Genomic DNA, 24362 nt, shown 5'->3' on the forward strand with positions numbered 1-24362 from the left:
CAGGGGCCTTGTCAGCCTTTCAGTGATTCATGGGCTTCATGAAAGAGGTGCTTGCGGGCGATGATTTCATCCGGATCATCCGTTTCCACGGTCTTCCGGGCGATGCGCACGCGGAAGAGCTTCATGATGAAGTAGAAGGAACTCGGAATGAGGAAGATGCCCACGACTGTCGCCATCGTCATCCCGGCGATCACCACGATCCCGATGATGTTGCGGGAGTAGGCTCCGGAACCGGAGGCGATGGCCAGCGGCACGCAGCCCAGGATGAAGGCGAAGGAGGTCATCAGGATGGGACGCAGGCGGATTCTGGCCGCGGAAAGCGTGGCTTCCATCAGCGTCTTGCCGCGCTCCATCTCAATGACCGCGAATTCCACGATCAGAATGGCGTTCTTGGCCGCCAGCCCGATGAGCATCACCAGGCCGATCTGGGCGTACAGGTTCAGTTCATAGCCGAACCAGTACAGGCCGAGGAAGGCGCCCAGGGCCGCAATCGGCACCGTCATGAAAATACTGAGCGGAAGGGCCCAGCGTTCATACAGAGCCGCCAGGATCAGGAACACGAAGATGGAGGAGAGCATGAAAATCTGCACAATGTTGATGCCGTTCTGGATTTTCTGTTCCTGATAGCTCATGTCCGCGTAACTGTAGCCCATGTCCGTAGGCATGCAGGCTTCGAACGTCTTTTGCAGGGCCTCCATGGCCTGGGAGTTGGAGAAGCCCATGGCCGGAGTGACCATGAGTTTGGATGAGTTGTACAGATTCTGGCGCAGCAGGAATTCCGGTCCCTTGGTGTTCGTGATCTTGACGAGCGTGGAGAGGGGTACGGAACTGCCCGTGTCGTTCTTCACGTAGAAGTTCTTGAGCATGTCCGTTCCGTTCCGGTCGTCGCCCTGGGCCTGGATGTACACCTGCCATTGCTGGCCGTACAGCGTGATGTAGTTGATGAACAGGGAGCCCATGTACGCCTGGAGCAAGTTGTTGGCCTCGCTGATGCTGACGCCCAGCGTGGCGCATTTTTCCTCGTCCAGCCGCACGTCCTTTTGGTCCACGGCAAAGGACATGACGCTGCGCACGCTGCCGTTATGGAGAGGATCGAAAATCGGAAGCTTGCTGGCCTCCTTCACGAAGATGTCCGTCTGTTCGGCCAGGTATTCCGTTCCCTTGCCGTCGCGGTCTTCCAGCATGAAGGTGACGCCGTTGGCGGAACCCACCCCCGCAATGGCCGGAGGCTGGAAGCACATGGTGACGCCTTCGGAAACCTTGGTGCTCAATAGTCTGTTCAGCTCGGCGGTAATCGCCTTGGCGCTTTGGTCCGGATTGGGGCGTTCCTCCCAGGGCTTCAGCATCACGAAGAAGAAGGCGTTGTTCGTGCTCTGCACGCCGGTAAGAAGGCTGAACCCGGAGATGGCGATCACGTCCTGGACGTTCGGGTTCTGCCGGATCAGTTCGCTGACCCTGTCCGCGGCGGCGGTCGTGAGCTGGAGGGAGCGCGCTTCCGGCATGATCAGGGCGGAGAACAGGTAGCCCTGGTCTTCGTCCGGCAGGAAGCCGTTCGGAATGTGCTTGGCTACGGGGATGATGGCGTACGCGATCAGGGCCAGCAGGGGAATGGAAATGATGAGCTTCCTGGTCAGGAAGTGGCATATCTTCGTGTAGCCGCTGGCAGTGGCGTCATAGCCCCGGTTGAAGACGCGGTAGAAGAATTTCAGGGGGCCGCCCTTGTTCGGGTCCTTGGGCTTGAGCAGGATGGCGGACAGGGCCGGCGAGAGCGTCAGCGCGTTGAACGCGGAAATCAGCATGGAAATGGCGATGGTCACGGCGAACTGCTGGAACAGCGTGCCCGTGATGCCGGGAAGGAGCAGGGACGGCAGGAACACCGCCGCCAGTACGAGGGCAATGGCGATGACCGGGCCGGACACTTCCTCCATGGCGGCGAAAGCCGCCTGGCGCGGCGTCAGGCCGCGCTCCATGTGGGATTCCACGGCTTCCACCACCACGATGGCGTCGTCCACCACCAGGCCGATGGCCAGCACCATGCCCATCAGGCAGATGGTGTTCAGCGTGAAGCCCAGCAGCGGGAACAGCGCGAAGGTGGCGATGATGGAGACCGGCACGGCGATGGCGGGAATCAGGGTGGCGCGCCAGCCCTGCAGGAAGACGAATACCACCAGCACCACGAGGAGGAGGGCTTCCACCAGCGTGTGCTCGATTTCCACGATGGAGGCGCGCACGGCCAGCGTGGTGTCCAGCGTCATGTTGTATTCCATGCCGGGCGGGAAGCTGCGGGAACGTTCTTCAAAAAGCTTTTTCAGGGCGTCCACCGTATTGATGGCGTTGGAGCCGGGGGCCGCATACACGGCGATGGCGCCGGAATCCTTCCCGTTGTACTTGCTGGATACGTTGTAGGTCTGGGAGCCCAGTTCCACCTTGGCGATGTCCTTCAGGTAGAGCAGCTTGTTTCCGTTGGCACGGATGATGATGTCGCCGAATTCCTCAGCGGTCTTCAGGCGTCCCTTGGTCTGGATGCTGTACGTGAATTCCGTTCCGGGAGGCGCCGGTTCCGCGCCGATCTGGCCGGCGGGAATCACGGTATTCTGTTCACGGATGGCGGCCTGAACTTCTCCCACGGAGATGTTTTGGGCGGCCATCTTGGTGGTGTCCAACCAGATGCGCATGGCATAGCGGCCCGCGCCGAACACCTGCACATCGCCCACGCCGGGGACGCGTTTGACGGGGTCCACCAGGCTCACGTAGGCGTAATTACTCAGGAAAATGGCGTTCAGGCTGTCATCCGGGGAGTACAGGTTGAGCACGGCCAGCGGGCTGCCCGTGGACTGGGTGATGGTGATGCCCATCTGGGCCACTTCCGACGGGAGCTGGGCGGTGGCCTGGCCGTAGCGCATGTAGGCCAGCGTCTGGTCCATGTTCGGGTCCGTCCCTACTTCAAAGACGATGCTCAGGGAGCAGATGCCGTTGTTGGCGTTCGTGGAAGTCATGTAATCCATGCCCACCACGCCGGAAATGGACTGTTCCAGCGGGGAGGCTACGGAGTTGGCCACCGTTTCCGCATTGGCGCCCGGATAGGTCGCCTGCATCTTGATGGTGGGCGGGACGATGTTCGGGTACTGCTCAATGGGGAGTCCCAGCAGGGCCAGGCCGCCGAGCAGGATCATCACGATCGAAATGACGATGGCGATGGTCGGGTGTTTGATGAAAAAGCTGGACATGGTGTTAGATCATGGAATTGCGCGGAAGAGCGGCGGGGAATGCGGCTTCTCCGGAAAGAATGTTATTTGGAGGCCGGCTGGGCGTTGTCGTGGTGCATGCCTTCCGGAGTTTTGGCCTTTTCAAAGGACTGGGCGCCTACGGAGGGCATGACGGGCTGGGAGACGACATGCTTGTAGGGAGTCGGGTTGACAGGGGCTTGTCCCTGTAATCTGGCAGCCTGCTGAATGCCTTCCACCACAATGGGGCTGTCCTTCGTGAACGTGGAATTGGGCATCGGAATAATGTCGATCACCTGCATGCCGTCAACGACGGGTCCGGTCTGCACCACCTGCATATGGGGAATGTTCTTGTCGTCCAGATAGACGATGAATTTGGCGCTCTGGTTGGACAGGATGGAGCGTGGCGGAACCAGCGTGGCGTTTTTCAGGATTTTCACGGTGGCCTGGATGCGGACGAACATGCCGGGGCGCAGGATCAGATTCGGGTTGGGAATGTGGCCGACGACGTTGATGGTGGCCGTCTGGGTGTCCACATTGCGGTCGGCCGCCACGGAGTAGCCTTGCTGGGGGTAAAGGGTGCCGTTGGGAAGGATGACGTTGAATTTGAATCCCTTTTTACCGTTGGAACTTTCATCCAGAGAACTGAGGTCCAGGAAATCCTTGTCGCTGGGGTTGAAGTCCACGCGGATGGGGTCAATGGCGGAAATCGTGGTCAGCGGCGTGGGGCTGGAGGGAGTGAGCAGGTTGCCGATGGAGGGAGTTGCCAGGCCGGCCAGGCCGGAAATGGGGGCCGTAATCGTCGTGAACTTGAGATTGATCCTGGCCTGGTCCACCTGCGCTTTCGCCGTGGCGATGGCAGCTTCCGTTTCCTGAACCTGCTGCAAGGCGTCGTCCAGCTGCTTGCGGCTGACGGACCCGGACTTGACCAGCGGTGTATAGCGTTCCACGTCCAGCTGGTATTTCTTCAGCGTGGCTTCATATTGCTCCAGGCGGCCCTGGGCCTGTTCCAGCGTTGCCTGGAAGGGGCGCGGGTCAATCTGGAAAAGCGTCTGTCCCTTCTTGACGTAGGCGCCGTCCTTGTAATCCTTGGAAAGCAGGTAGCCCGTCACCTGGGAGCGGATTTCCGCGTCTTCCGTGCCGCGCAGGTTGCCTATCCATATCGCCTTGATCGGCACGTCTTCGGTCACCAGCTTGGTTACCTGCACGTCGGGAACGAGAGCCTGCGGTTGGCCGGCGCCGGCATCCTTTTTTTCACAGGAACTTAAAATTATCACCGGAGAGCACAGGAGAATGGTTGTGGCGGCAATCGTCAAAGGCTTGTTGTACATAAATGAACGCGGTTGTTTACAAACTGGATTGCCGGAAAGTGCGGCAAGTCGCACGAATTTTGCTTCTTTTTTGCCGAAAGTCAACGCAAAGATATGTCCTCTTCTATGTGAAATATATGTAACATTATTATAATGAATAAATAAAATAATTGAACAAATGTATAATATGTTGTTCCTTGCCGTGATGATGACAGAGAGAGCGGCGAATGGCGGTTTTCCGCTTGCATTCAGGAGGTCAGCCGTCTTTTGCGGAGCATGGCGTCCATGTTCGGCTTTCTCCCCATGAAATCGGTGAACTGCTGCATAGGTGGGACCGTGAATCCCTTTTCCAGGATGGCTTTCCGGAATTTTCCGGCGGTTTCCCTGTTCAGCAGTCCCGAATGTTCGAAAGCCTCGAAAATGTCCTTGTCCAGAACCTCCGCCCAGCGGTAGGAGAAATAAAAGGAGGCATAGCCGGAAGAAGAGGCGAACAAATGGCGCGCCGTCCTCAGCCTGCCGGCCTGCCTGCAATCCTTGAAATACTCCAGGTCTCCCGCCACGATGGAATCCGCATCATCCAGGGAGCCTGCCGCAAACCGTTCCGGCTCCATGTGGACGGCCAGGTCCGTTTTCGCATACAGAAGCTGTGAAACCAGCGTGATGGCGGGCGTGTTGCCGCGGGATTCCTCCAGAGAGCGCAGCATGTCTTCCGGGATGGGCTGTCCCGTTCGTTCATGCCGGGCGAAACTTCTCAAAATATCAGGATGGGAACACCAGTTTTCCATGAACTGGGAGGGGACTTCCACGAAGTCCTGCGGAACGTTGGTGCCGGACAGGGAAGGGATGGAAACCCGGGAAAACATCAGATGCAGCAGATGGCCGAATTCATGGAAAAGAATCCTGACCTCCCTGTGGGAAAGAAGAACCGGTTCCCCATCCGCGGGTTTCTGCACATTCAGGCAGACCATTCCCAGGCGCGGTTTGCCGGGCCTGCCGTCCGCAGGAGGTGCGCCTGCATCCAGCGGTGACATCCACGCTCCGGCCCGCTTGTTGCTGCGGGCGAAAATATCCAGGTAAAAATACCCCAGCCGTTCTTCCTTGCCGTCGTCAATGGCGAAAAAGCGGACGTCTGGATTCCAGACCTCCGCCTCTCCGCCTTTTTCCGGCCCGGAAATGCCGGTCAATGGCTTCCGGACAGGAAGCTCCGTTACGCGGATGCCGTACAATTGTTCCGCCACGCCAAAGAGTCCGGCCATGACGCGGGGAAGGGGGAAATAATGCCGCAGCTCTTCCCGGTCCAGGCGGAAGCGCTCTTCCGCCTGGAGATTGGCGTAGTAAGCCGTGTCCCAGGGGTGCAGGCGGACCTCTTTATTCCCTGTAAGCCGTGCTTTGGCCTGGCGCAGGGACTCCATTTCCCTGAAAAACGGCTCCTTCACCCTGTCCAGAAGTCCGTTGACGAACCGCATGGCCTCTTCTCCGTTTCCGGCCATGCTCTGTTGCAGCGCATAATCGGAATACGTCCTGTAGCCGCACAACTGCGCTTTCTCGCTGCGCAGGGAAAGCATTTGCCTGACGACCGGTTCCGTGTCGTAGCTGTCCGTAGCCAGGGTTTGAAGATGTTCCCACAAATCCTTGCGGATTTTTTCACTCCGCACCTTCTCCATCACCCGCCCGGCAGCGGCGGAATCCAGGGTGAACGTCCAGCCGGGGCCGGTTTCTCCGGGATGGCGGGAGCGGAATTCCTGCGCCGCCTGTCGCAGCGTTGTCCGGCTCAGGCCGTCCAGGGCGTCGGCGTCGCGTACTGTCCAGCCCCAGTTCTTCCGGGCGTCCATGTACAGATTGTTGAAACGCTGGGCACACAGGGCCAGCTCCCTGTCAATGACTTCCAGCCTGGCGCGCTTTCCGGGCGGCAGGTCCGCCCCGTTGTCCCGGAAGCTCTGCATGCACAGTTCCATGTAGCGTTTTCTTTCAGGGTCCGCAACCGCATCGCCCAGCCGGGCATGGGCGGTTTTCAGGGTATTCCACAGGGACTGGTTTTTGGTGAGGGAAGAATGGAATGCGACTGCGAGCGGGGTGGCCTCATCCATGGCCTTCCGGATGGAATCACTGTCGCACAGGCTTTTCAGGGCATATGCCTTGGCCATCGGCTCCGTCAGGGAAACATTGACCTCTTCTAGTGCGCCGAACGTATTTTCATACGTTATTTCTTCCGGAGCGGTGCGGCAGATCCGGTCCACTGCTTCATGGGCGCGCCGTATGGCTTCCTTCATGTCCGGCTGCAGGCGGTCCGCTGCCAGGGCGCTCCAGCGGATGGGGCGTGAAGTATCCAGAAAGGGATGGGCCGGAGACGCGGCAATGCAGGGAACCAGGCTGGAAAGGATCAGTGGAAGAAAAGCGCGGAACAGGCGGATGCGGAGCATGTGTTCCACTTTAATGAATGCCTTCCCTTCATTCAAGCGTCGCGCTTTTTGTGTCTGCAAACGGCGGGAGGCCGGGACCGCCCTTGAATGCTGGCCCCTTTGCATGTATGAAGAAATGCGATGCCTACCAAAATCCATCTCTACGACACCACGCTGCGCGACGGAGCGCAAAGCGAAGACGTGAACCTGAGCGCAACGGACAAGGTCCGGATCGCCCGCCAGCTGGATTATCTGGGTATGGACTACATTGAGGGAGGCTGGCCCGGCGCCAACCCCGTGGAAACGGAATTCTTCAAGGCCATGCGGGAGGTGGAGCTCAAGAACGCCAAACTGGCCGCGTTCGGCAGCACGCACCATCCGGCGCGGACGCCGGAGACGGACCCCACCCTGAACGCCCTGATATCCTGCGGAGCGCAGGTGGCCACCATCTTCGGCAAATCGTGCCCCCGCCACGTGGAAGTGGCGCTCGGCATCTCCAGGGAGCGCAATCTGGAAATCATCGGGGATTCCGTGGCCTTCCTCAAAAAGCATTTGACGGAAGTTTTCTTTGACGCGGAACACTTTTTCGACGGATTCAAGCGGGACGCCGAATACGCCCTCAGCGTTCTTCAGGCCGCCCATGAACACGGCGCGAACTGCCTCATTTTGTGCGATACCAACGGCGGCACGATGCCGGAGGAAACAGGCTCCATCATCAGGACGGTGAAGGAACGCCTGCCCGGCGCCGTCCTGGGCATCCACGCCCACAACGACTGCGAGCTGGCCGTGGCCAACAGCCTGGCAGCCGTCATGAACGGCGCCGTGCAGGTGCAGGGCACGGTCAACGGCATCGGGGAACGCTGCGGGAACGCCAACCTGTGTTCCGTGATACCCAATCTTCAACTGAAAATGGGCGGCTTTTCCTGCCTGAGCGAGATTTCCCTGACGCGCCTCAAATCCACGGCGGCCTTTGTTTCGGAAGTGTCCAACCTGGCTCCCTTCCGGCGGCAGCCCTTTGTCGGGAACTCCGCCTTCGCCCACAAGGGCGGCGTGCACGTAAGCGCCATCATGAAAGACTCCGCTCTTTACGAGCACATGGACCCTTCCCTGGTAGGGAACGCGCAGCGCGTGCTGATGACGGAACAGGGGGGCAAAAGCAACATTCTTTCCCTTTCCCGCACGCTGGGCTTTGAGCTGGAAAAGGGGGACCCGGTGCTGGATGTCCTTTCCGCCGCCGTGAAGAAAAACGCCGCCCTGGGGTACGACTACGTGGCCGCCCCGGCCAGTGCGGAACTGCTTTTCCTGCGCCATATGCCGGACAAGGCGCTGAAACCCTACTTCAACATCCTGCGCACCGTCGTTCTCACCTCCCGCCATGAAATGGACCCGGACATGATGGTGGAAGCCTCCCTTAAAATAGACGTGCACGGCAACGTAGAACATACCGCCGCGGGCGGCTTCGGTCCCGTGCATGCGCTGGACCGCGCCCTGCGGCGCGCCCTCACGCGCTGGTATCCGGAACTGGAGCAGATGCACCTGATTGATTACAAGGTGCGCGTCCTTTCCCCCACGCGGACAAACATTCCTGACGCTGCGGAGGAAAACGGCACCGGTTCCAATGTCCGCGTCCTCATTGAATCGTCGGACGGCGTAGCCACCTGGACCACGGTTGGCGTTTCCTACAACATCATTGAGGCCAGCCTGGAAGCCCTGGCGGATGCCGTTACCTACAAGCTCTACAAGACGGAACAGGCCAGATGGCGCGCGGAATGCTGATGAACGGCGCTTCCTCTGGGGAGCTGGAAGCTGGTTTGTGTTGGCTGAAGTGCAAGCTGGCATCCCGACAGAAGAGGAAGGGATGCCCCTGATAAAATTCATTTAAATTTTACTTCATCCGGCGTAGGCATGTTCTCCGGAAGGTCAAAGGGAGGGATGGCGGGACAATGGTAATGAAACAGATGGGACGTCCGTTTCGTGGTTAGAGGACGGCTTTTAGGTTTAAAATGAAATACTTGAACAGTACTTGGGAATTCATTGGCATAACGATGGTTTTCAACGTCGTACATCAATGTCCAGTTAACGGTTGAAAAAATGCCGTACCGTTTGTTTGTTCCATGTTGCCCCCTTCTGGTATATTCGCCCAACAAGGCGACCCCCTGGACAACCACGCATAAATACGGGCGGCTTCCCAAGCTTACAGGTTGTTGCCGGCCATGGCGGAGGATGAGTTCCTGATTGAATGGAATGATCAGCACCGGAAGCCATCCGCGGGAACCGGGCCATTCCGGAAACACGGACAAATACTTCCATTCCCGCTGTACGACCGGCTGTTGATTTCTCGTGACCATCCATAAATAATCACGGCAAAGAGGCTGGTTTAACATCATCCATAATAGATGGGGAGGCATTGTATTGCGGTTGTAGGCCTCTACAAATTCCTCGCCGCAGCTGCGTACAAAACTCAATTCCCAAAGCTGGGAGGCCAAGTCAAAGCTCCGCTCCATTTCACACCATTCCACTAGTTGCCGATAGTTGCCGATAGTTGCCGATAGTTGCCGATAGTTGCCGATAGTTGCCGATAGTTGCCGATAGTTGCCGATAGTTGCCGATAGTTGCCGATAGTTGCCGATAGTTGCCGATAGTTGCCGATAGTTGCCGATAGTTGCCGATAGTTGCCGATAGTTGCCGATAGTTGCCGATAGTTGCCGATAGTTGCCGATAGTTGTAAATGTGACTGACCGCCTCGCGGTTGTTCTCTACCAGGACCGTCTTATTATTCGGAATCGGCATAGGGAACAAATCGGCGCCGGAATGGCTCGGTTGTACTGCTACTAACCCCAAAAGAAGGAAACAAAGGAACATAACGAAATAGCTGGCAAATATCCTTTTCATTTTTTCTTTCTTTTTCCCTTCCTGGATTTCATCAATCTTTATTGAAATCATTCCGGTCATTTGAAGTCTTGTTTTACAAGAATTCTGTTTAACACCGTTTTCAAGGTTTTAAAGACATATAAACTAATTAAAAGTACGAATTTTTATTTTTCCAATAGGCTTATGATTTCTTCCTTTTTTTCGTCCTGTACCCGCTCTTTCATTTCTCTGTTTCTGCCAATTTCGTTCTTCATACATACACCCTAAATTTTGTTGTATGGATGAAGATTATTATCATCTATTTCTTTGTGAAAAGAAGAAATGAAAGATCAATGGAGTATAAACTAGATACAATGATATCTTGTCAGGATACAGGCATACTAATCTTTCTGATATATAACGCAATTCGATAATCCTACAAAAGGCTTATTGTGTAAATTGTTTGGTTGCTGAATTAGTAAACCTGAATCGATTTTCTTTTGAGCAGGTAAAACAGTAACTGTTGCCTTCAAATGGAGTAATTTATTCTTGTATTTAAGTATTTCAGGATAAGGTATATTGATAAAAATTTTAATTTTTTTTCTTGGTCCAAAGGATATTTCCAATGACGGATTGCCTCCTTTGAGATTCTCATTGTATAATATTATTCCAGAAAAAAGCATATTTTTGTAAACGATAGCCTCTTTCAAATCAACTTGGGTTAATATCTTTAAAGATTTAATATTTTCTTGATTTGTATCAGCTTTTATATGAACCATTTTCCACAATGATTCTTGCGGCCATTCCTCGTCGACAAAATATATCTTTTTTTCATTTAAAAGATAACAGGATCCATTTGAGTCCCTACATGTTATTCCTTTTATTATAAAATCGTTATTTTTTGCATTCGTATTTGAAATAAAAACAAAAAACAAATTAATTAACGCTATTTTTTTTATTATTTCATTCGCTTTCATCGTGTTTACGCTCCGTATTTTCCATCTGCACATTCTACACACCATATTTCAGCATTGAAATCCATATACTGATAATAAGCAGGGGCTCCAGCACTCCATTCGCTAAAAGAGCTCGTGAAGTGTGTTGCATTTCTTATTGGCTTATGTGGAAAATAGTCTCCTATTCTATCACCATCAAGATCGGGGTTATCGTACATATCTGCATGTTCAATCTGATTTCCATTGCATAGACCAAAATCAAAGTTAACAGAACTAGGATTTCTTGGATTTAAGCGTATATCATTAAATGTAATTTTTTTGATTAATTTATCATTTTTATCAAATTCAGCTATATCTCCTGGTTTTTTTTCACCAAAGTGTACACTATATATTATAGGGCAATTCTTCCCACAACTTTTATCCTTTTTCATTTTATCATATTCTTTTTGAGCTAGAGTGAATGTTTTGAAGCAGTTTTCATACTTAGGTAATCTCCCTAATGCAATGATTGTAATGCCAATACAGCCGTTTGCTAACATTTTCCTAGCCCAGTTCAACTGTTGTTTTGATAATTGTCCTACTTTAGATTTTTCCCATCTATCCCAGTAGTCTTGCAAGGGTTCAGCTTTTTTCAAGCCTCTTTTATCTGTTGAGGAAACTGAACAATTTTTGACAAAACCGTATAAATTCCATCCACCTTGTTCGGAGATAGGATCACGATTGATCCACCTGCCGTCTTGAGGATTGAGATGGCGGTAGTTGTAGTAGACGAGCCCTAAGTCATCGTCCGAGAACTCACAGGAAAATCTGAACTTGTTTTCATGGGCTGCATCTCCTTCGGTGACCAGCAGGCTACCAAAGGGATCATACTCGTAGCGAGTCCTTTTGGTTTGCTGGCCGTCGAATATGGAAGTGACGTTCTTCAAGGCATCGTGCATGAAGTAGAGATGCTCTTTTATTTTCATTTCATTCTCCTGCCAGCATGTCATCATCAATATGCGCGTGGTTGTTGGTTCCGTCGGGTCCCACAGATAAGTCTTTACTAAGACGGGTTTCGGCTGCATCACATCCAGTTGGGCCACCTGTAAATAGTCCCGGTAGAGGAACCAGGAGTGGCTGGATACTGCTCCATGGACGGTAACCTTCTTTTCAAAGCGCCGTCCCTGGTAGTCGTAGCCGCAGGTGACGATGATTCGCCCATCCTGGCTGGTGAAGGCGACGGGGCGGTCGTTGGCGTCGTAGGAGACTTCCCAAATGCCCGTTGAGGTCTTGATGCTGGTCTGGTTGCCGTCGGTATCGAAGCAAGGAGCAAACGGTTCACTCTCCCTGGCCACTTGGGTGTACTGGTTAAGACAGTTGGCATCGTAGGATAGTTCTTCTTCCAGTTCCCGGGCGGATTTACGGTTACCGATATTGTCGTAGGAGTAAATAAAGCTTTCTCCCCGGCTGATGCGGTCTTCCACCAGCTCGCTGCACCCATTGTAGGTAAAATCTCTTACCGTGGCAGCAGTGGCGGCATCCCAGGAGTCCCGGCGTTGAGTAGAACGCATCAGCGCGTCATAGTCGTAATCATGGCAGGCCGCCAATTCGCCATTTATCCCTTTCTTGTAACTAATAGCGGTTACAAGATTCAGTTTGGGATGGTAGGTATTGCTGCAGACCATGCCGTTGGGGTAGGTGAGAAGGTTAAGGAAGCCGCTGGCTGGATCGTACTGCCAGGTAAAGGGAGACTCCAGTCCTTCCAGATTCATCCCAACAATGCCACCCTGCTGGTCATAGTCAAGATGGGAGTGCTGCACGGTGCGGGTTCCAAGCATCAGGCGGTAGCCAGAGGAACGTCCCAAGGCATCGTACTGTTCCTGGAGAGAGCTCTCCACCAAGCCAAAGGAGGTCTCCTGGATCATATGGCCGTAGGCGTCATAGGAAAAATCCCTGATTCCTGAAGCGTCCCGGACAGAGGTCATATGGCCCAGATGATTATAGGAATAAAGCCAAGGGATGGTTTTATCACTGTGGGAGACAGAGACGAGTTCCCCGGTCAGTGGCGCGTAGGCATAGGTGGTGACAATCCCTCTGGCTTTAGTCAGGGTATGGAGACGGTTGAGATGGTCGTAGGTTTTAGTAACACAGGACCCGTCGGCATAGGTCTTGTTCAACTCCAACCCTGTAGCCTGGTCATAGATCCAGGTGGTGGTGTCCCCGTCGGTGCGGCCGGAAGGGTCAGTGGTAATGTCACCTTCATCTGCCCGGAAAGTGGTCAAGGAGACCATACGGTCAGCTTCATCGTAGGCGAAGCAGGCCGGCTGGATGGCCGTGCCGAACTCGGCTGTCTTTCTGCCGCGGATGTCATAGGAATAGCAAACCGTTCCTCCCAAGGCATCGGTGATGCAGGCAGGATGGTCAGAGCAGGGCAGGTAGCTGGTGGTGGTGACGTTGCCGGCCGCATCCGTGGTTTTGACTGGTCGTCCGGCAGTATCCGTTTCGGTGGTGGTCACATTGCCCCTGGCATCGGTCTGGTGCAGAATCACGCCTGCGGAGGCATAGGAGCGAGTCTGTGAGAAACGGATTCCAGAGTGATCGGTCTGGCTGACGGTAAACCTGTCAATTACTAGGGACTCGGCTAGCATGTTGGAAGTGGGAATGCGGCTGAACTGGGTCCGTGTGGCAGAAGCAGTATACTCCGTCCACTGGATGCTCTGCTGTCCGTAGACGTCCGTGAAAATGGTCTTGCTTTCCAGAAGGGGATCAAGCTGGGAAACCATGCTCTCCATAGTCTGAGTGAGAGGGAGTCCGTCGGCATTGTAGGTGGTGGAAGTCTGCACCTGGTAGACGCCGTCTTCCCGGAGCCGGTAGCAGGAGGAGGTTTCCGATATCCTGTTTCTGGCGGTGTCATTGGGACGAAGTTCATCCAGCAGGACAGTTTGCTTCACCGCCTGCCCCAGTTCGTTGTAGTCCGTGAGGGTAGGAGCAAGGTTTTCTGTCTGAGAACGAACCAATTGCCTTTTACCGTTGTAAGTGTTTCTAGTGACAATGAACCTTCCCTGGGTATTGGGAGTTTCTTCTCTGACGGTCTGTCCAAAGCCGTTTTCCAAGGTCCGCGACAGCACCACTCCCTTGGACAAGCTAGTGGTCAGGATGCCTTCCGGAGTCAGTTCCAGCCTTGTCTCCATCTCGCGCTGGCCAGTTCCGCTTTGTAAGATGGTAGTGCCGTCATAATAGGTATGCGTCACCAGCGTGGCTCCTGCCGGAGTGGTGACGGTCGTGGTGAGTCCGTCCTCGCTGTACTCGGTTCGGGTGATGCGCCCGAGGATATCGGTGGAGGAAACGACCCGTCCCAAATCGTCATACTGCGTACGTTCCACCGTGGTCATGAGCCCCACGTCACGGCGCACGGCAACCGTCCTGCCCGCCGCATCCTTCGTGTAGGAGATAATTGTTTCAGGGGTGGTTTCAGTGGCCGCACGAATAGTCTCCACCAGCTGCTTGGCCGAGTTGTAGCCGTAGCTGGTAGTGATGCCGTCTTCATCAGTTTCCCTCAACGGGCCACAACACATCCACTCGGTCGTGCTGGTTCTACCGTTGCCCTTGGTCGTTTTAACCAGCCTCTGCTCGTCATCATACTCGTAGTCCTCCGAGGCAATCAGCGACCAGTCTTCTCCGGTGTGAACGTACTGTTCCTTTCTGGTGGTGGTTCCGTTTTCAGCAATATACTGCACGCTTCTGGTACTTTGTCCGGGAACAATGCTTCCATTGGCTTGCACGGTTTCGGTCACCTTGTGGAGGGCCCCGTGTTGGGTGGTCTTTTCATAGGTATAAGTCCGTTTGCTGAGTTCCGTTTCAGCTCCATCTTCGGCAATGACCACTTCGGTTTGCGTGGCGGGTCTAAAGTCGTTAAAGCGCAGGTCGGCGTAAGTGGTGCGCGTCCCCTTTTCACCTCCACCCGCCCAGGGAGAGGCTTGCAGCACCACCCGTCCCTGCTCGTCATACTCGTAGCGCGTGTACCCTCCATCGGGCTTGATCTCCAGGGACACCCGGAACTGGTCGTTGTAGGTGTAAAGCGTAGTCTGGGCCAGAGGCGTGTTGTACCCCCGGGTGCTGCTGACGGTCAGCCAGCCCCCGTCGGTGTACTTCTTAACCGTGCGCATGCAGGAAAAAGGCATTTCCTCGTTGATGCCTTGAATGCTCTCAATCATCTCCCATTTGCCCCCGGGCAGCACGTTTTTCTCCACCGTACGCACGGTGCGCTCCTCCCCTTCTCCCTGAATGGTCGTCACCTTGTTGCCTTCCGTCCTGCGTTGCGTCCTAAAGACAGGCATTCCTTCCCTCTGTTCGGCGATGTCCAGCACCTGCACGCCCTGGTCGGAGCTCCGTTCATAGCTGACCGTCTTGTAAGGAGCTCCCGTGCCGGCAAAGCTGCGGCCATTCCTGCTCACCTGGCCGGGAGCGTACCATTCCAGAGTGAGCCTGTTGCCTTCCCCAACCGCCTGGAGCAGCCCCTGGGACTTGGACCAGATGCTTTGGATGGCTCCTGTGGAGGGATGACGGTTCACCTTCATCTGCCGGGAATAGTTTTCTGCTGTGGTTTCCACGCCGGAGGCGGAGATTATAGAGACGACCTTTCCGGTGGAGGCCGAGAAGCGCAGGGTGCGCCCATTGCTCTGGACCATGTCCAGATAGGCGGGAGAGCCGCCGGTGCAGGGAGACTTGTCGGCATTCAACTTTTGAACCTTGTAGTTCACTTGCGCGAACTTCCGGAGACGGAGGCGCCGGCATGACCGTCAGAGCCCTGGAAGGAGATGGAACTACCCGTGGGGCCTTTAACGGAGATTTGCCCGGATTGGGGATTGAAGGAGGCGCTCCATTCGAGGGGATGCTTGTAGCGCAGGGTGATGGGACATGGGGAGGAAGGTTCTGGAAGAGAGCCGGGAGTAGAAAGAGTGTTTCCACCCTCTCCATGAGCTCCACCTCCGGAACCACCTCCATTTCCACCTCCGGAATCGCCCTCGCCTACTTCAAGGATGCCTTCGCAGTCGTCGGCCCCATCCGGGTTGCCGCCAAAGGAATGGGAGGTGTTCTTGCTGCAGTCGGACTGATCAACTTCTTCATCGCAATCACAGGAACAGGGACAGCCTCCTTCCTCCGGTTCGCTGGAGGAGGAAGACAAGGAGCTGGAACTGCTGCTGGAGCTGGAACTTGAAGAGCTCGAAGAACTGGACGAAGAGGAGCTGCTGCTGGAAGAAGAGCTGGAGCTGCTGGAGGAACTCGACGAGGAAGAACTGGAACTACTACTGCTGCTGGATGACGAACTGCTGGAAGAAGACGATGAGCTGGAGCTGCTGGAAGAAGAGGAACTGGAGCTGGACGAGGAAGAGGGAGCGCTGCTGGAAGAATCCGGAGGCTCGGGAACCAAAGAACTGCTGTGGAAACTGGAAGACGACCAGCTGCTGGAGGAAGACGATGAGCTAAAACTGCTGGAAGAAGATGAGCTGGACGAGGAAGGGGGAGCGCTGCTGGAAGAATCCGGAGGCTCTGGCGCCGAAGAACTCGGCTGGGAGCTGGAAGAAGACGAAGAGCTGCTGGAAGAAGAACTGCTGGACGAGGATGAGCTGGAACTGCTGCTGGACTTGGGATCAAACTCAAAGGAATTTCCCCCCCTGCCGAGCTGCTCGACGAGTTGCCTTCTTCCACCTCCTGGTAGAGGTTGACCAGGGTCAGCACGGCTTCTCCCTCCTTGTCGGCCGGAGGGGTGTCTGCCAGCAGGTAGTAGTCCAGATCGGGCTCACCTTCCTTGTCGCTTACCAAGGCAATGCAGAACTCCTGCTGGGCGTCCTGGGAAGGCTGGTACTCGTGGACGATACGGCACCAGTAGTATCCTTGGTCAAAATGGATCTGGCGGTAGAGGGGAGTGAAAGAGCCGGGCTCCGTGGCCAGTGTTAACTCCTTGGCAGGGATGGAAAGGGAGAGGGAGGAATGGGCATGGAGGGAGAGAAAGCAGGTTTTAGGGGTGGTGACTTAAAAGTACCCAAACCATTCGTGTCGTGTGGTGTCGGAAGCCTGGCGTTTGGGAATAAGAACGGGAGCGGTGAGGCCGTTGACGTAAAAGTCTCCCTGAGGCTGTCCGTTGGGGTACATGGGAATGAAGGGGTAGGCGGTATTCATGGCATTGATATTAAAAGAGTTGTTCATGGTATTAAATTGAGAATTGTTTAATAGTTGCCACCACCCTGAAGACAAAAACTACCCAAGTAAACACGCCTATTACGTTACTTCTAAAAAGAAAAGATTTCTTGGCTCTTTTTTCAATCACTTCCCTGTCGGGTTTTGAAGCTCTGAAAGAGAGGAGCAATAAGGAAACATTGGGAATGGAAGAGAAAAATAAAAATGCGGTGTAAAAGGGAATCCGGGAATTCCATGGCAAATAAAACATTGACCCGACGGCAGGGAAGTTTTATCCTGAAATCCTCATTCAACCGGAGGAAGATTACAGCCGTGGAGGACGATATTATTTGCACAGAAAAGATTATTGCGGAACGCAAGACGTTCTTTCTTGATCTCAAACAGAATGCGCGCGGTAAAGTGGTGCGTATTACGGAAAAGGTGAGTTCCAACCGGGACCGGATCATGGTGCCCGCGGAAATCCTGGACGATTTCATCTCCGCTCTCCAGGATATCCGGGAAACGCTGAAGCAGCAGGGGGAATAAATCCCCCTGTTCTTTCTTTTTTAATGATGGCGGGGTTGTGGCTGCCCCGCTTTTTTGCGGTATCCGGATGACTGGGAATCCGGCAGGCAAAATGTCGTTCTGTCTGAATTAGGCGTTGTCAAAAGTAGAAAAGGGAGTACTTTTGTTTCCCGGTTTTTCCGTCCCCTTTTTTCTGCACTCCGGATCCTTCCGCGTTCCGGACGCGCGGGGGCGGATTGTTGATGGCAACCCTCCATATTTCAGACAGATGACGACACAACAGGAATTGACTCCGGAGCTGATACGGGCCGCGCTGACCACGGTTAAATTTCCCGGATTCAGCCGCGACATCGTATCCTTCGGATTAGTGAAGAAGATTGATATTGACGCTGAAAACAACGTCACGATTGATTTGGTGATTGAGAGCAAGAATGCGGATATTCCCCGTTACATTTTTGAAGGCGTCCACGGCGTGATGAAGCATTTGCCCGGCGTGAAGCATTGCGACGTGAATATCGAACACAAGGCTCCGGAAGCCAAGAAGGGAATCAATGACGACCCCTCTACCTGGAAATCCTCCGTTCCCGGCGCCAAACACGTGATCGCCGTCGCTTCCGGCAAGGGCGGCGTGGGCAAATCCACCGTTTCCGCGAACCTGGCGGTGGCGCTGAGCAAGCTGGGTTATTCCGTGGGCCTGGTGGACCTGGATATTTACGGCCCCTCCATGTCCCTGATGTTCGGCACCAAGGAACGGCCCGGAGCCAATGAGAATGACGAGTTTCTTCCGGTAACGGCCCATGGCGTGAAGCTTCTTTCCATGGGGCTGCTGATCAATGAATCGGACCCCGTTGCGGTGCGCGGCCCCCTGGCGACGCGCTACGTCCAGCAGTTCCTGCGCAACGTGGTGTGGGGGGACGTGGATTTCCTGATTCTGGACCTGCCGCCCGGCACGGGAGACATTCAGCTCACGATTGTCCAGACGGCGGAGCTGGACGGCGTGGTGGTGGTGACCACTCCGCAGGAGGTGGCGTTGATTGATGCCCGCAAGGCGATCGGCCTTTTTGAACGGGTGAAGACCCCCATTCTGGGCGTGATTGAAAACATGAGTTATTTCCAGTGCCCGTCTGACGGCAAGATTTACCACATCTTCGGCGAAGGCGGCGGCGAGCGGGAAGCGGCCAAACTGGGCGTGCCGCTGCTGGGCAAGATTCCGCTGGACATCGCCACCCGCTCCGGCGGGGACGAAGGCCGCCCCGTAGCCCTGGAAGACCCTGGGCAGAACCCGGTTTCCGCCGCGTTCCGCCAGGTGGCTGAACAATGCGCCCGCATGGTGCTTGACTGCTGAATGCCCGGACGGGGCAGGAGGCCCCGGTCCGGTTGACGCCCTTTGACCGTAAAGCCGGGTTGGAGCCTGCCGCTCCGGTCCGGCTTGTTTGCCGGCATGTTCCGGCTCCTTGAAGGAGGAATGCATGGAAGGAAAGAAAGCAATGAATAAGACGTGGAATTTGAAGGAGATGAAGAAGTTGATCCCCCTGGCCTTTCCGGTGCTGGTGGTGAACCTCTCCATTGTGGGCATGGGGGCGGTGGACGCCATTGTCGCCGGGGGCGCAGGCGTGACGGACATGGCCGCCGTGGCGCTCGGGTCTTCCGTATATTTGCCCGTGACCCTCTTCGCCTGCGGCGTGCTGATGATCATCGGCCCCGTGATCGCCAACATGCGCGGCAAGAGCCATGAAAGCCGCGTGGGCTACATGACCAACCACGGCCTGTGGCTGGCGCTGATGCTCAGCCTGGTTTCCATGCCGGTCATTTATGCCCTGAGGAACGTGTTCGGCTGGATATCGGATGACGCCGCCATGTGTGAGATGGCCTCCGCCTACATGTTCGCCATCATGTGGGGACTGCCCGCCAACCTGGGATTCGTGGCCCTCAAGAGCCTGAACGAAGGCTCCAACATGACCCGGCCCGCCATGTACGTGGGGATATGCGGCCTGCTGCTCAACATTCCGCTGAACTACATGTTCGTCTTCGGCATGTACGGATTCCCCCGCATGGGTGGCGCGGGCTGCGGCGCGGCCACCGCCGTTATCTTCTACATTGAATTCCTGCTGATGTTCCTGCTGGTGTATTTCAACCCCAAGCACCGCCCGTACCGCAGGCACATCGTTTCCTGGCGGCGTCCCACGCCTTCCGTCATTACGCATCTGGTGCGGCTGGGCGTGCCGATCGGCATTTCCCAGCTGTGCGAGGTGATGCTTTTCTGCGCCGCCGCGCTGGTGCTGGCTCCCCTGGGCAAGACACAGGTAGCCAGCCACCAGATAGCCGGGAACGTGGGCGGCCTGGTTTTTATGCTGCCCCTGTCTGTGGGTCTGGCGGCTTCCATCCGCGTGGCCTACCATCACGGCAAAAAGAATGTGGCCGGGACCAGGTCCGCCATTCTCTCTGCCTATGTGCTGGTACTCAGCATCTGCCTGTGCACGATAGGCGGCATCATCCTTTTCCGCGAACAGATCGTGCACTTGTATAACGATTCGGAACTGATTGTCAGCACGGCCTCCGTCCTGCTGATCCTGGCGGCCGCCTACCAGCTCCCGGACTGCCTCCAGGTGCTTTCCGTCGGGGTGCTGAGGGGATTCCGGGATACCGCTTCCATTTCCATCATCACCTTCGTGTCGTACTGGATGGTGGGATTCCCCGTGTGCTACATTCTTGCCCGGACCGACTGGATTGTCCCGGCCATGGGCGCGCGGGGCGTCTGGATAGGGTTCATCGTCGGCCTTACCGTGGCGGCCGTACTGCTGCTGTGGCGCGTGGTGCGCACCACGCGGCGCGAATTTGTCCTGATGCGGCGGGGCGGGGAGTAATCCTCCCCCCGGCGCGGGCGTCCAGGGATGTTTATTTTTCCTGTTCCGCAGAGGATTGTTTCTGTCCGAGCCGTTTCAGGATATCCACGGCTTCCTGCGGGCGAGCCGCTTCCCTGAGTATAACTTTTTTCTTCCCGCCATATTCCAGAATAATGTCTCCGGCGCCGTTCCTGGCCGGATGCAGCCGCACGTTTCTGAGTTTGTGGAAGGAACGGGTATAAATGCTGCATCCTTTGAAAAACAGGGCTGCTTCTCCGGTAATGGCAATTAGGCGGCGGTCCGTCAGCGCATAAAGGCTGTTGCGCCGGCTTGTCCGTTCCCGCCAGGGAGCGGAAAGCAACCTCACGCCGCCGGCCAGGGCCAGCATGGCCGGAATGCCGCCGGCGATAACCCCTGCGAGGGAAAAATAAAGCAGGGAACCGGGAAGCTCCCCTTCCCAAAAATGGCCCGCGTCTCTCCAGACTGCCAGAATAAAGCACCAGGGATAGACCAGAAGAATGGTGCCGAAGAACATTCGCCTGGCGACGGGAAAAGTCCAGTACCGTTCTGCGGGACGGCTTTTCCATAGAATCCGTTCCCCGGGCTTGAGCTTGCGCGCCAGGAGTTCTTCCGCAGTGGGGATATGGTCGGGGCATCCTCCGTGCATGCCTGATTTATAGCCGGAAAACAATGAGTGTCAATGTTGCGGAGGGCAGGTGCGGGGGCGGCGCATGGCTTATGCCTGACTTGGGGATGGCGGGCGGCGGGAAACTTTCCGTTTCAAGGGGTCTTTTTCTGAACTGGAGTAATACAAGCTCTATCCCCTTCCATGATGTAAAGATGATGTTATTGTTTTTAAAAGATATTGAATGAGAAAGAATTATGAATATCTGGCCTTTTTTCTCCTTTTATCTTGTGAAGGCTCATGATTCGCTGTAATTTGGAAGCCCTGTACGATTAAGATTTTCACATGTCATTATCTATTAAATCTGAGCAGGAGTGCCGCTGGGATATTGCATCCCTTGGCGAAGTGATGCTGAGGCTGGACCCCGGCGAAGGCCGCATTCATACCACGCGTTCCTTCCGTGTCTGCGAAGGCGGCGGGGAATACAACGTGGCCCGCGGGCTGAGGCGCTGTTTCAGGATGAGGGGCGCCATCGTCACCGCCATCTGCGACAATCCCGTAGGGCGGCTTCTGGAGGACTGCATGCTTCAGGGCGGACTGGACCTGGATTACGTGAAATGGGCCCCCTTTGACGGCATCGGCCGCGACTGCCGCGTGGGCCTGAATTTCACGGAACGCGGCTATGGCGTGCGCGCCGCCGTGGGCTGTTCCGACCGCGGACTGAGCGCCGCCTGCCAGATGAAGCCCGGCGACGTGGACTGGGACGCCCTGTTCGGCAGGGACGGCGTGCGCTGGTTCCATACCGGCGGCATTTATGCGGGACTTTCCGAAACGACGAGCGACGTGGTGCTGGAAGCCGTCCAGGCCGCCCGCAAGCACGGCACGGTCGTTTCCTATGACCTGAACTACCGCCCCTCCCTGTGGAAGAGCATCGGCGGCCAGAAGCGCGCCCAGGAGGTAAACCGAGCCATCGCTCCCTTTGTGGACGTCATGATCGGCAATGAGGAGGACTTCCAGGCGTCCCTGGGCCTTTCCATCGAAGGGGCCACGGAGGACTTCTCCCATATCGACCAGGGTTCCTACCGGCAGATGATCCGCCGCGCAGTGGCGGAATTCGGCTTCAAGGCCGCCGCCACGACATTGCGCGTGGCCCGCACGGCCACCTTCAACGACTGGGCGGCCATGCTGTACTGCGACGGGGAGTTTTATGATTCCATTTCCTTCCCGAATCTGGAAATCCTGGACCGCGTGGGCGGCGGAGATTCCTTCGCCTCCGGCCTGATTTACGGGCTGATGAGCGGGAAGGGCCCCCAGTACGCCGTGAACTGCGGCTGCGCCCACGGCGCGCTGGCCATGACCACTCCGGGGGATACCTCCACGGCCTCCCTGGCGGAAGTGGAAAAAGTCATGAAGGGCGGCACCGCCCGCGTGGACCGCTAACCTTTATCTTATCCTGTTATGATTGAAAGCTGGAGATGGTACGGTCCGGGGGACCCGATTACGCTGAGGGACATCCGCCAGGCGGGCGCTTCCGGAATCGTGACGGCCCTGCATGAAGTGAAGTGCGGAGACCTCTGGACGGAAGAAGCCGTGGCGGAACGGGGCCGGATGATCGAGGAGCAGGGCATGAACTGGGTGGTGGCGGAAAGCATCGCCGTCCATGAGGATATCAAGACGCGTTCCGGAAACTGGAAGCATTACCTGGAAGTGTACAAGCAGAGCCTCCGCAACCTCGCCGGGGCCGGGGTGAAGGTGGTCTGCTACAACTTCATGCCCGTTCTGGACTGGACGCGCTCCGATCTGGCTTTTCCGATGGAAGACGGCAGCAGCGTGCTGAAATATGATTCCGCCCGTGTGGCTGCCTTCGACCTGTTCATTTTGGAGCGCCCCGGGGCGGAAGGGGACTATTCCCCGGAGACCCTGGACCGGGCGCGCAGCCTCTTCCAGTCCCTGGACGGGGAGGGCCGCCGTGCGCTGGCGGATTCCATCCTGCTGGGGCTTCCCGGCACGGTGGACGACCTGACGCCGGAGCAGTTCAAGGACATGCTCAAACGCTATGAGGGCATCGACGACGCCCGCCTGCGGCAAAACCTGTACGACTTTCTCAACGAGATCATGCCCGTCTGCGAGGAAACGGGCATCCGCATGGCCATCCATCCGGACGATCCGCCCCGGCCCATCTTCGGGCTGCCCCGCATCATGAGTGATGAGGAGGACATGCGCCGGATGATCCGGGAAGTGCCCGCCATGCACTGCGGGTTCACGCTCTGCACCGGTTCCCTGGGCGGCCTGTATTCCAACTCCCCGCACCTGCTGATGGAGGAATTTGCGGACCGCGTTTACTTCGCCCACTTCCGCAACACGGTGTTTGATGCGGACCATGAAAGCTTCCGGGAATCCGACTCCCACCTCTGCGGGCACACGGACATGGCCTACGCCATGCAGTGCCTCATCAACGAGGAAAACCGCCGGAAGGCGGAAGGCCTGGAAAACTGGCGCATTCCCGTGCGCCCGGATCACGGCAAGCTGATGGACATCGACCTGGAAAAGAAATGTTACGCCGGGTATTCCTACGGCGGCCGCGTCATCGGCCTGGCGGAACTCCGCGGATTGGCCATGGGCCTGCAATCCTTCCGCCCGCTGGTCGGGAAAAACGCCCTGGTCACCGGGGCCGCCGGGGTTCTCTGCTCCGTCATGGCCCGCGACCTGCTGAAGGCCGGGGCCAGGGTGGCCCTGCTGGGCCGCACCCGTTCCAAGCTGGAAGAACTTCAGCGGAAGCTGGCTGAGGAAGGGCTCACCCGGACCCTCGTCATCGCGGCGGACGTGCTGGACAAGGCGCAGTTGGAGGAAGCCGCCACCCTGCTGGAAAACACCTGGGGACGGCTGGACATCCTGGTGAACGGGGCCGGAGGCAACGATCCGCGCGGGACCACCCCCGCGGAGCAGTGCATGCCGGACACCCCGGTGGAGCAGGGCTTCTTCGGCATGGACATGCAGGGTTTTGAGTACGTCAACCGCCTCAACATGATCGGCACCATTCTTCCCTCTCAGGTCTTCGGAAAACTGCTGGCCGCTTCCAGCGGCTGCATTGTCAACATCTCCTCCATGGCCGCATTCCTGCCCCTGACCAAAGTCGGGGCCTACGGGGCAGCAAAAGCCGCCGTGGACAACTTCACCAAATGGCTGGCCACACACCTGGCTCCTCTGGGTGTGCGCGTCAACGCCATCGCTCCCGGCTTCTTCATTACGGATCAGAACCGCTTCCTGATGATGGAAAAGGACGGGGAAACGCCTACGCCGCGCGGGCGCAAGGTGCTTGCCAAGACGCCCATGCACCGCTTCGGCGAGCCCGGCGACCTCTGCGGAGCCCTGCAATTCCTGGTGTCTCCTTCCGCCTCCTTCGTGACGGGGACCATCATCCCCGTGGACGGCGGTTTCCTGGCCTATTCCGGAGTGTAACCATCAAACTCCTCC

General features: G+C 56.3%; 18 protein-coding genes and 1 pseudogene. 9 read left to right on the top strand and 10 right to left on the bottom strand.

What is annotated here, in order from left to right; genetic code table 11:
• Window positions 1-11: 11 nt before the first annotated feature.
• From OQH67_RS09960 to OQH67_RS09970, 3 genes are all read right to left on the bottom strand, one after another.
• On the bottom strand, window positions 12-3227 hold the full coding sequence (locus OQH67_RS09960) for an efflux RND transporter permease subunit (RefSeq protein ID WP_215434771.1): 3216 nt from the start codon (window positions 3225-3227) through the stop codon (window positions 12-14).
• Window positions 3228-3289: 62 nt separating this feature from the next.
• A complete protein-coding gene (locus tag OQH67_RS09965; protein WP_215434769.1) occupies window positions 3290-4555 on the bottom strand; it encodes an efflux RND transporter periplasmic adaptor subunit in 1266 nt (421 codons plus the stop codon).
• A gap of 227 nt (window positions 4556-4782) precedes the next feature.
• Window positions 4783-6954 carry a M3 family metallopeptidase gene (locus tag OQH67_RS09970; protein ID WP_215434766.1) on the bottom strand — a complete coding sequence of 724 codons (2172 nt, stop codon included), beginning with the start codon at window positions 6952-6954 and terminating at the stop codon, window positions 4783-4785.
• Window positions 6955-7074: 120 nt separating this feature from the next.
• On the opposite strand from OQH67_RS09970, the gene cimA reads away from it, so the two are divergent.
• Window positions 7075-8709 (top strand): citramalate synthase, encoded by a 1635-nt coding sequence (cimA, locus tag OQH67_RS09975; protein WP_215434765.1) that lies wholly within the window; start codon window positions 7075-7077, stop codon window positions 8707-8709.
• A 98-nt stretch (window positions 8710-8807) separates the two neighbouring features.
• Here the strand turns inward: cimA and OQH67_RS09980 are convergent, their stop codons facing one another.
• From OQH67_RS09980 to OQH67_RS10000, 5 genes are all read right to left on the bottom strand, one after another.
• Entirely contained in the window at window positions 8808-9437 is a 630-nt protein-coding gene (locus OQH67_RS09980) for a hypothetical protein (RefSeq protein WP_215720030.1), read from the bottom strand.
• 1 nt (window position 9438) lies between these two features.
• Window positions 9439-9876: a hypothetical protein gene (locus OQH67_RS09985; RefSeq protein ID WP_265145493.1), complete on the bottom strand. Its 438-nt coding sequence runs from the start codon at window positions 9874-9876 to the stop codon at window positions 9439-9441.
• 308 nt (window positions 9877-10184) lie between these two features.
• A complete protein-coding gene (locus OQH67_RS09990; protein WP_215711721.1) occupies window positions 10185-10760 on the bottom strand; it encodes a hypothetical protein in 576 nt (191 codons plus the stop codon).
• Between the two features lie 5 nt (window positions 10761-10765).
• Complete coding sequence (locus OQH67_RS09995) at window positions 10766-15478, bottom strand: RHS repeat domain-containing protein (RefSeq protein WP_215458851.1); 4713 nt, start codon at window positions 15476-15478, stop codon at window positions 10766-10768.
• Window positions 15475-15903 (bottom strand): hypothetical protein, encoded by a 429-nt coding sequence (locus tag OQH67_RS10000; RefSeq protein ID WP_215434758.1) that lies wholly within the window; start codon window positions 15901-15903, stop codon window positions 15475-15477. The genes OQH67_RS09995 and OQH67_RS10000 overlap by 4 nt, the downstream gene beginning before the upstream one ends.
• 29 nt (window positions 15904-15932) lie before the next feature.
• On the opposite strand from OQH67_RS10000, the gene OQH67_RS10005 reads away from it, so the two are divergent.
• Together OQH67_RS10005 and OQH67_RS10010 are read left to right on the top strand one after the other, a co-directional pair.
• On the top strand, window positions 15933-16205 hold the full coding sequence (locus tag OQH67_RS10005) for a hypothetical protein (RefSeq protein WP_215720032.1): 273 nt from the start codon (window positions 15933-15935) through the stop codon (window positions 16203-16205).
• A 15-nt stretch (window positions 16206-16220) separates the two neighbouring features.
• Entirely contained in the window at window positions 16221-16676 is a 456-nt protein-coding gene (locus tag OQH67_RS10010; protein WP_215434755.1) for a hypothetical protein, read from the top strand.
• Window positions 16677-16751: 75 nt separating this feature from the next.
• Here OQH67_RS10010 and OQH67_RS10015 read toward each other — a convergent pair whose 3' ends face one another.
• Window positions 16752-16925 (bottom strand): hypothetical protein, encoded by a 174-nt coding sequence (locus OQH67_RS10015; RefSeq protein WP_215434753.1) that lies wholly within the window; start codon window positions 16923-16925, stop codon window positions 16752-16754.
• Between the two features lie 225 nt (window positions 16926-17150).
• Between OQH67_RS10015 and OQH67_RS10020 the strand changes: the two genes are divergently transcribed.
• The 3 genes from OQH67_RS10020 to OQH67_RS10030 all read left to right on the top strand — a co-directional run bounded on the left by OQH67_RS10020 (window position 17151) and on the right by OQH67_RS10030 (window position 20284).
• Complete coding sequence (locus tag OQH67_RS10020; protein WP_251828153.1) at window positions 17151-17441, top strand: RNA-binding protein; 291 nt, start codon at window positions 17151-17153, stop codon at window positions 17439-17441.
• A gap of 247 nt (window positions 17442-17688) precedes the next feature.
• Window positions 17689-18765 carry an Mrp/NBP35 family ATP-binding protein gene (locus OQH67_RS10025; protein WP_215434752.1) on the top strand — a complete coding sequence of 359 codons (1077 nt, stop codon included), beginning with the start codon at window positions 17689-17691 and terminating at the stop codon, window positions 18763-18765.
• A gap of 142 nt (window positions 18766-18907) precedes the next feature.
• On the top strand, window positions 18908-20284 hold the full coding sequence (locus OQH67_RS10030) for an MATE family efflux transporter (RefSeq protein WP_215434750.1): 1377 nt from the start codon (window positions 18908-18910) through the stop codon (window positions 20282-20284).
• 31 nt (window positions 20285-20315) lie between these two features.
• Here OQH67_RS10030 and OQH67_RS10035 read toward each other — a convergent pair whose 3' ends face one another.
• Window positions 20316-20930 carry a hypothetical protein gene (locus OQH67_RS10035; protein ID WP_215434748.1) on the bottom strand — a complete coding sequence of 205 codons (615 nt, stop codon included), beginning with the start codon at window positions 20928-20930 and terminating at the stop codon, window positions 20316-20318.
• 303 nt (window positions 20931-21233) lie between these two features.
• Between OQH67_RS10035 and OQH67_RS10040 the strand changes: the two genes are divergently transcribed.
• The 3 genes and pseudogenes from OQH67_RS10040 (at window position 21234) to OQH67_RS13150 (ending at window position 24347) form a co-directional block, all read left to right on the top strand.
• Entirely contained in the window at window positions 21234-22328 is a 1095-nt protein-coding gene (locus tag OQH67_RS10040) for a sugar kinase (RefSeq protein WP_067572549.1), read from the top strand.
• An 18-nt stretch (window positions 22329-22346) separates the two neighbouring features.
• Window positions 22347-23516: pseudogene (uxuA, locus tag OQH67_RS13145) on the top strand (mannonate dehydratase); the annotation flags it as partial.
• Window positions 23505-24347, top strand: a complete 843-nt coding sequence (locus tag OQH67_RS13150) for an SDR family oxidoreductase (protein WP_343195912.1) — start codon at window positions 23505-23507, stop codon at window positions 24345-24347. The pseudogene uxuA and the gene OQH67_RS13150, both read left to right, overlap by 12 nt.
• Window positions 24348-24362: the final 15 nt, after the last annotated feature.

It is taken from the genome of Akkermansia biwaensis, from assembly GCF_026072915.1.
In the GTDB taxonomy this organism is placed as follows: Bacteria; Verrucomicrobiota; Verrucomicrobiia; order Verrucomicrobiales; family Akkermansiaceae; genus Akkermansia; species Akkermansia biwaensis.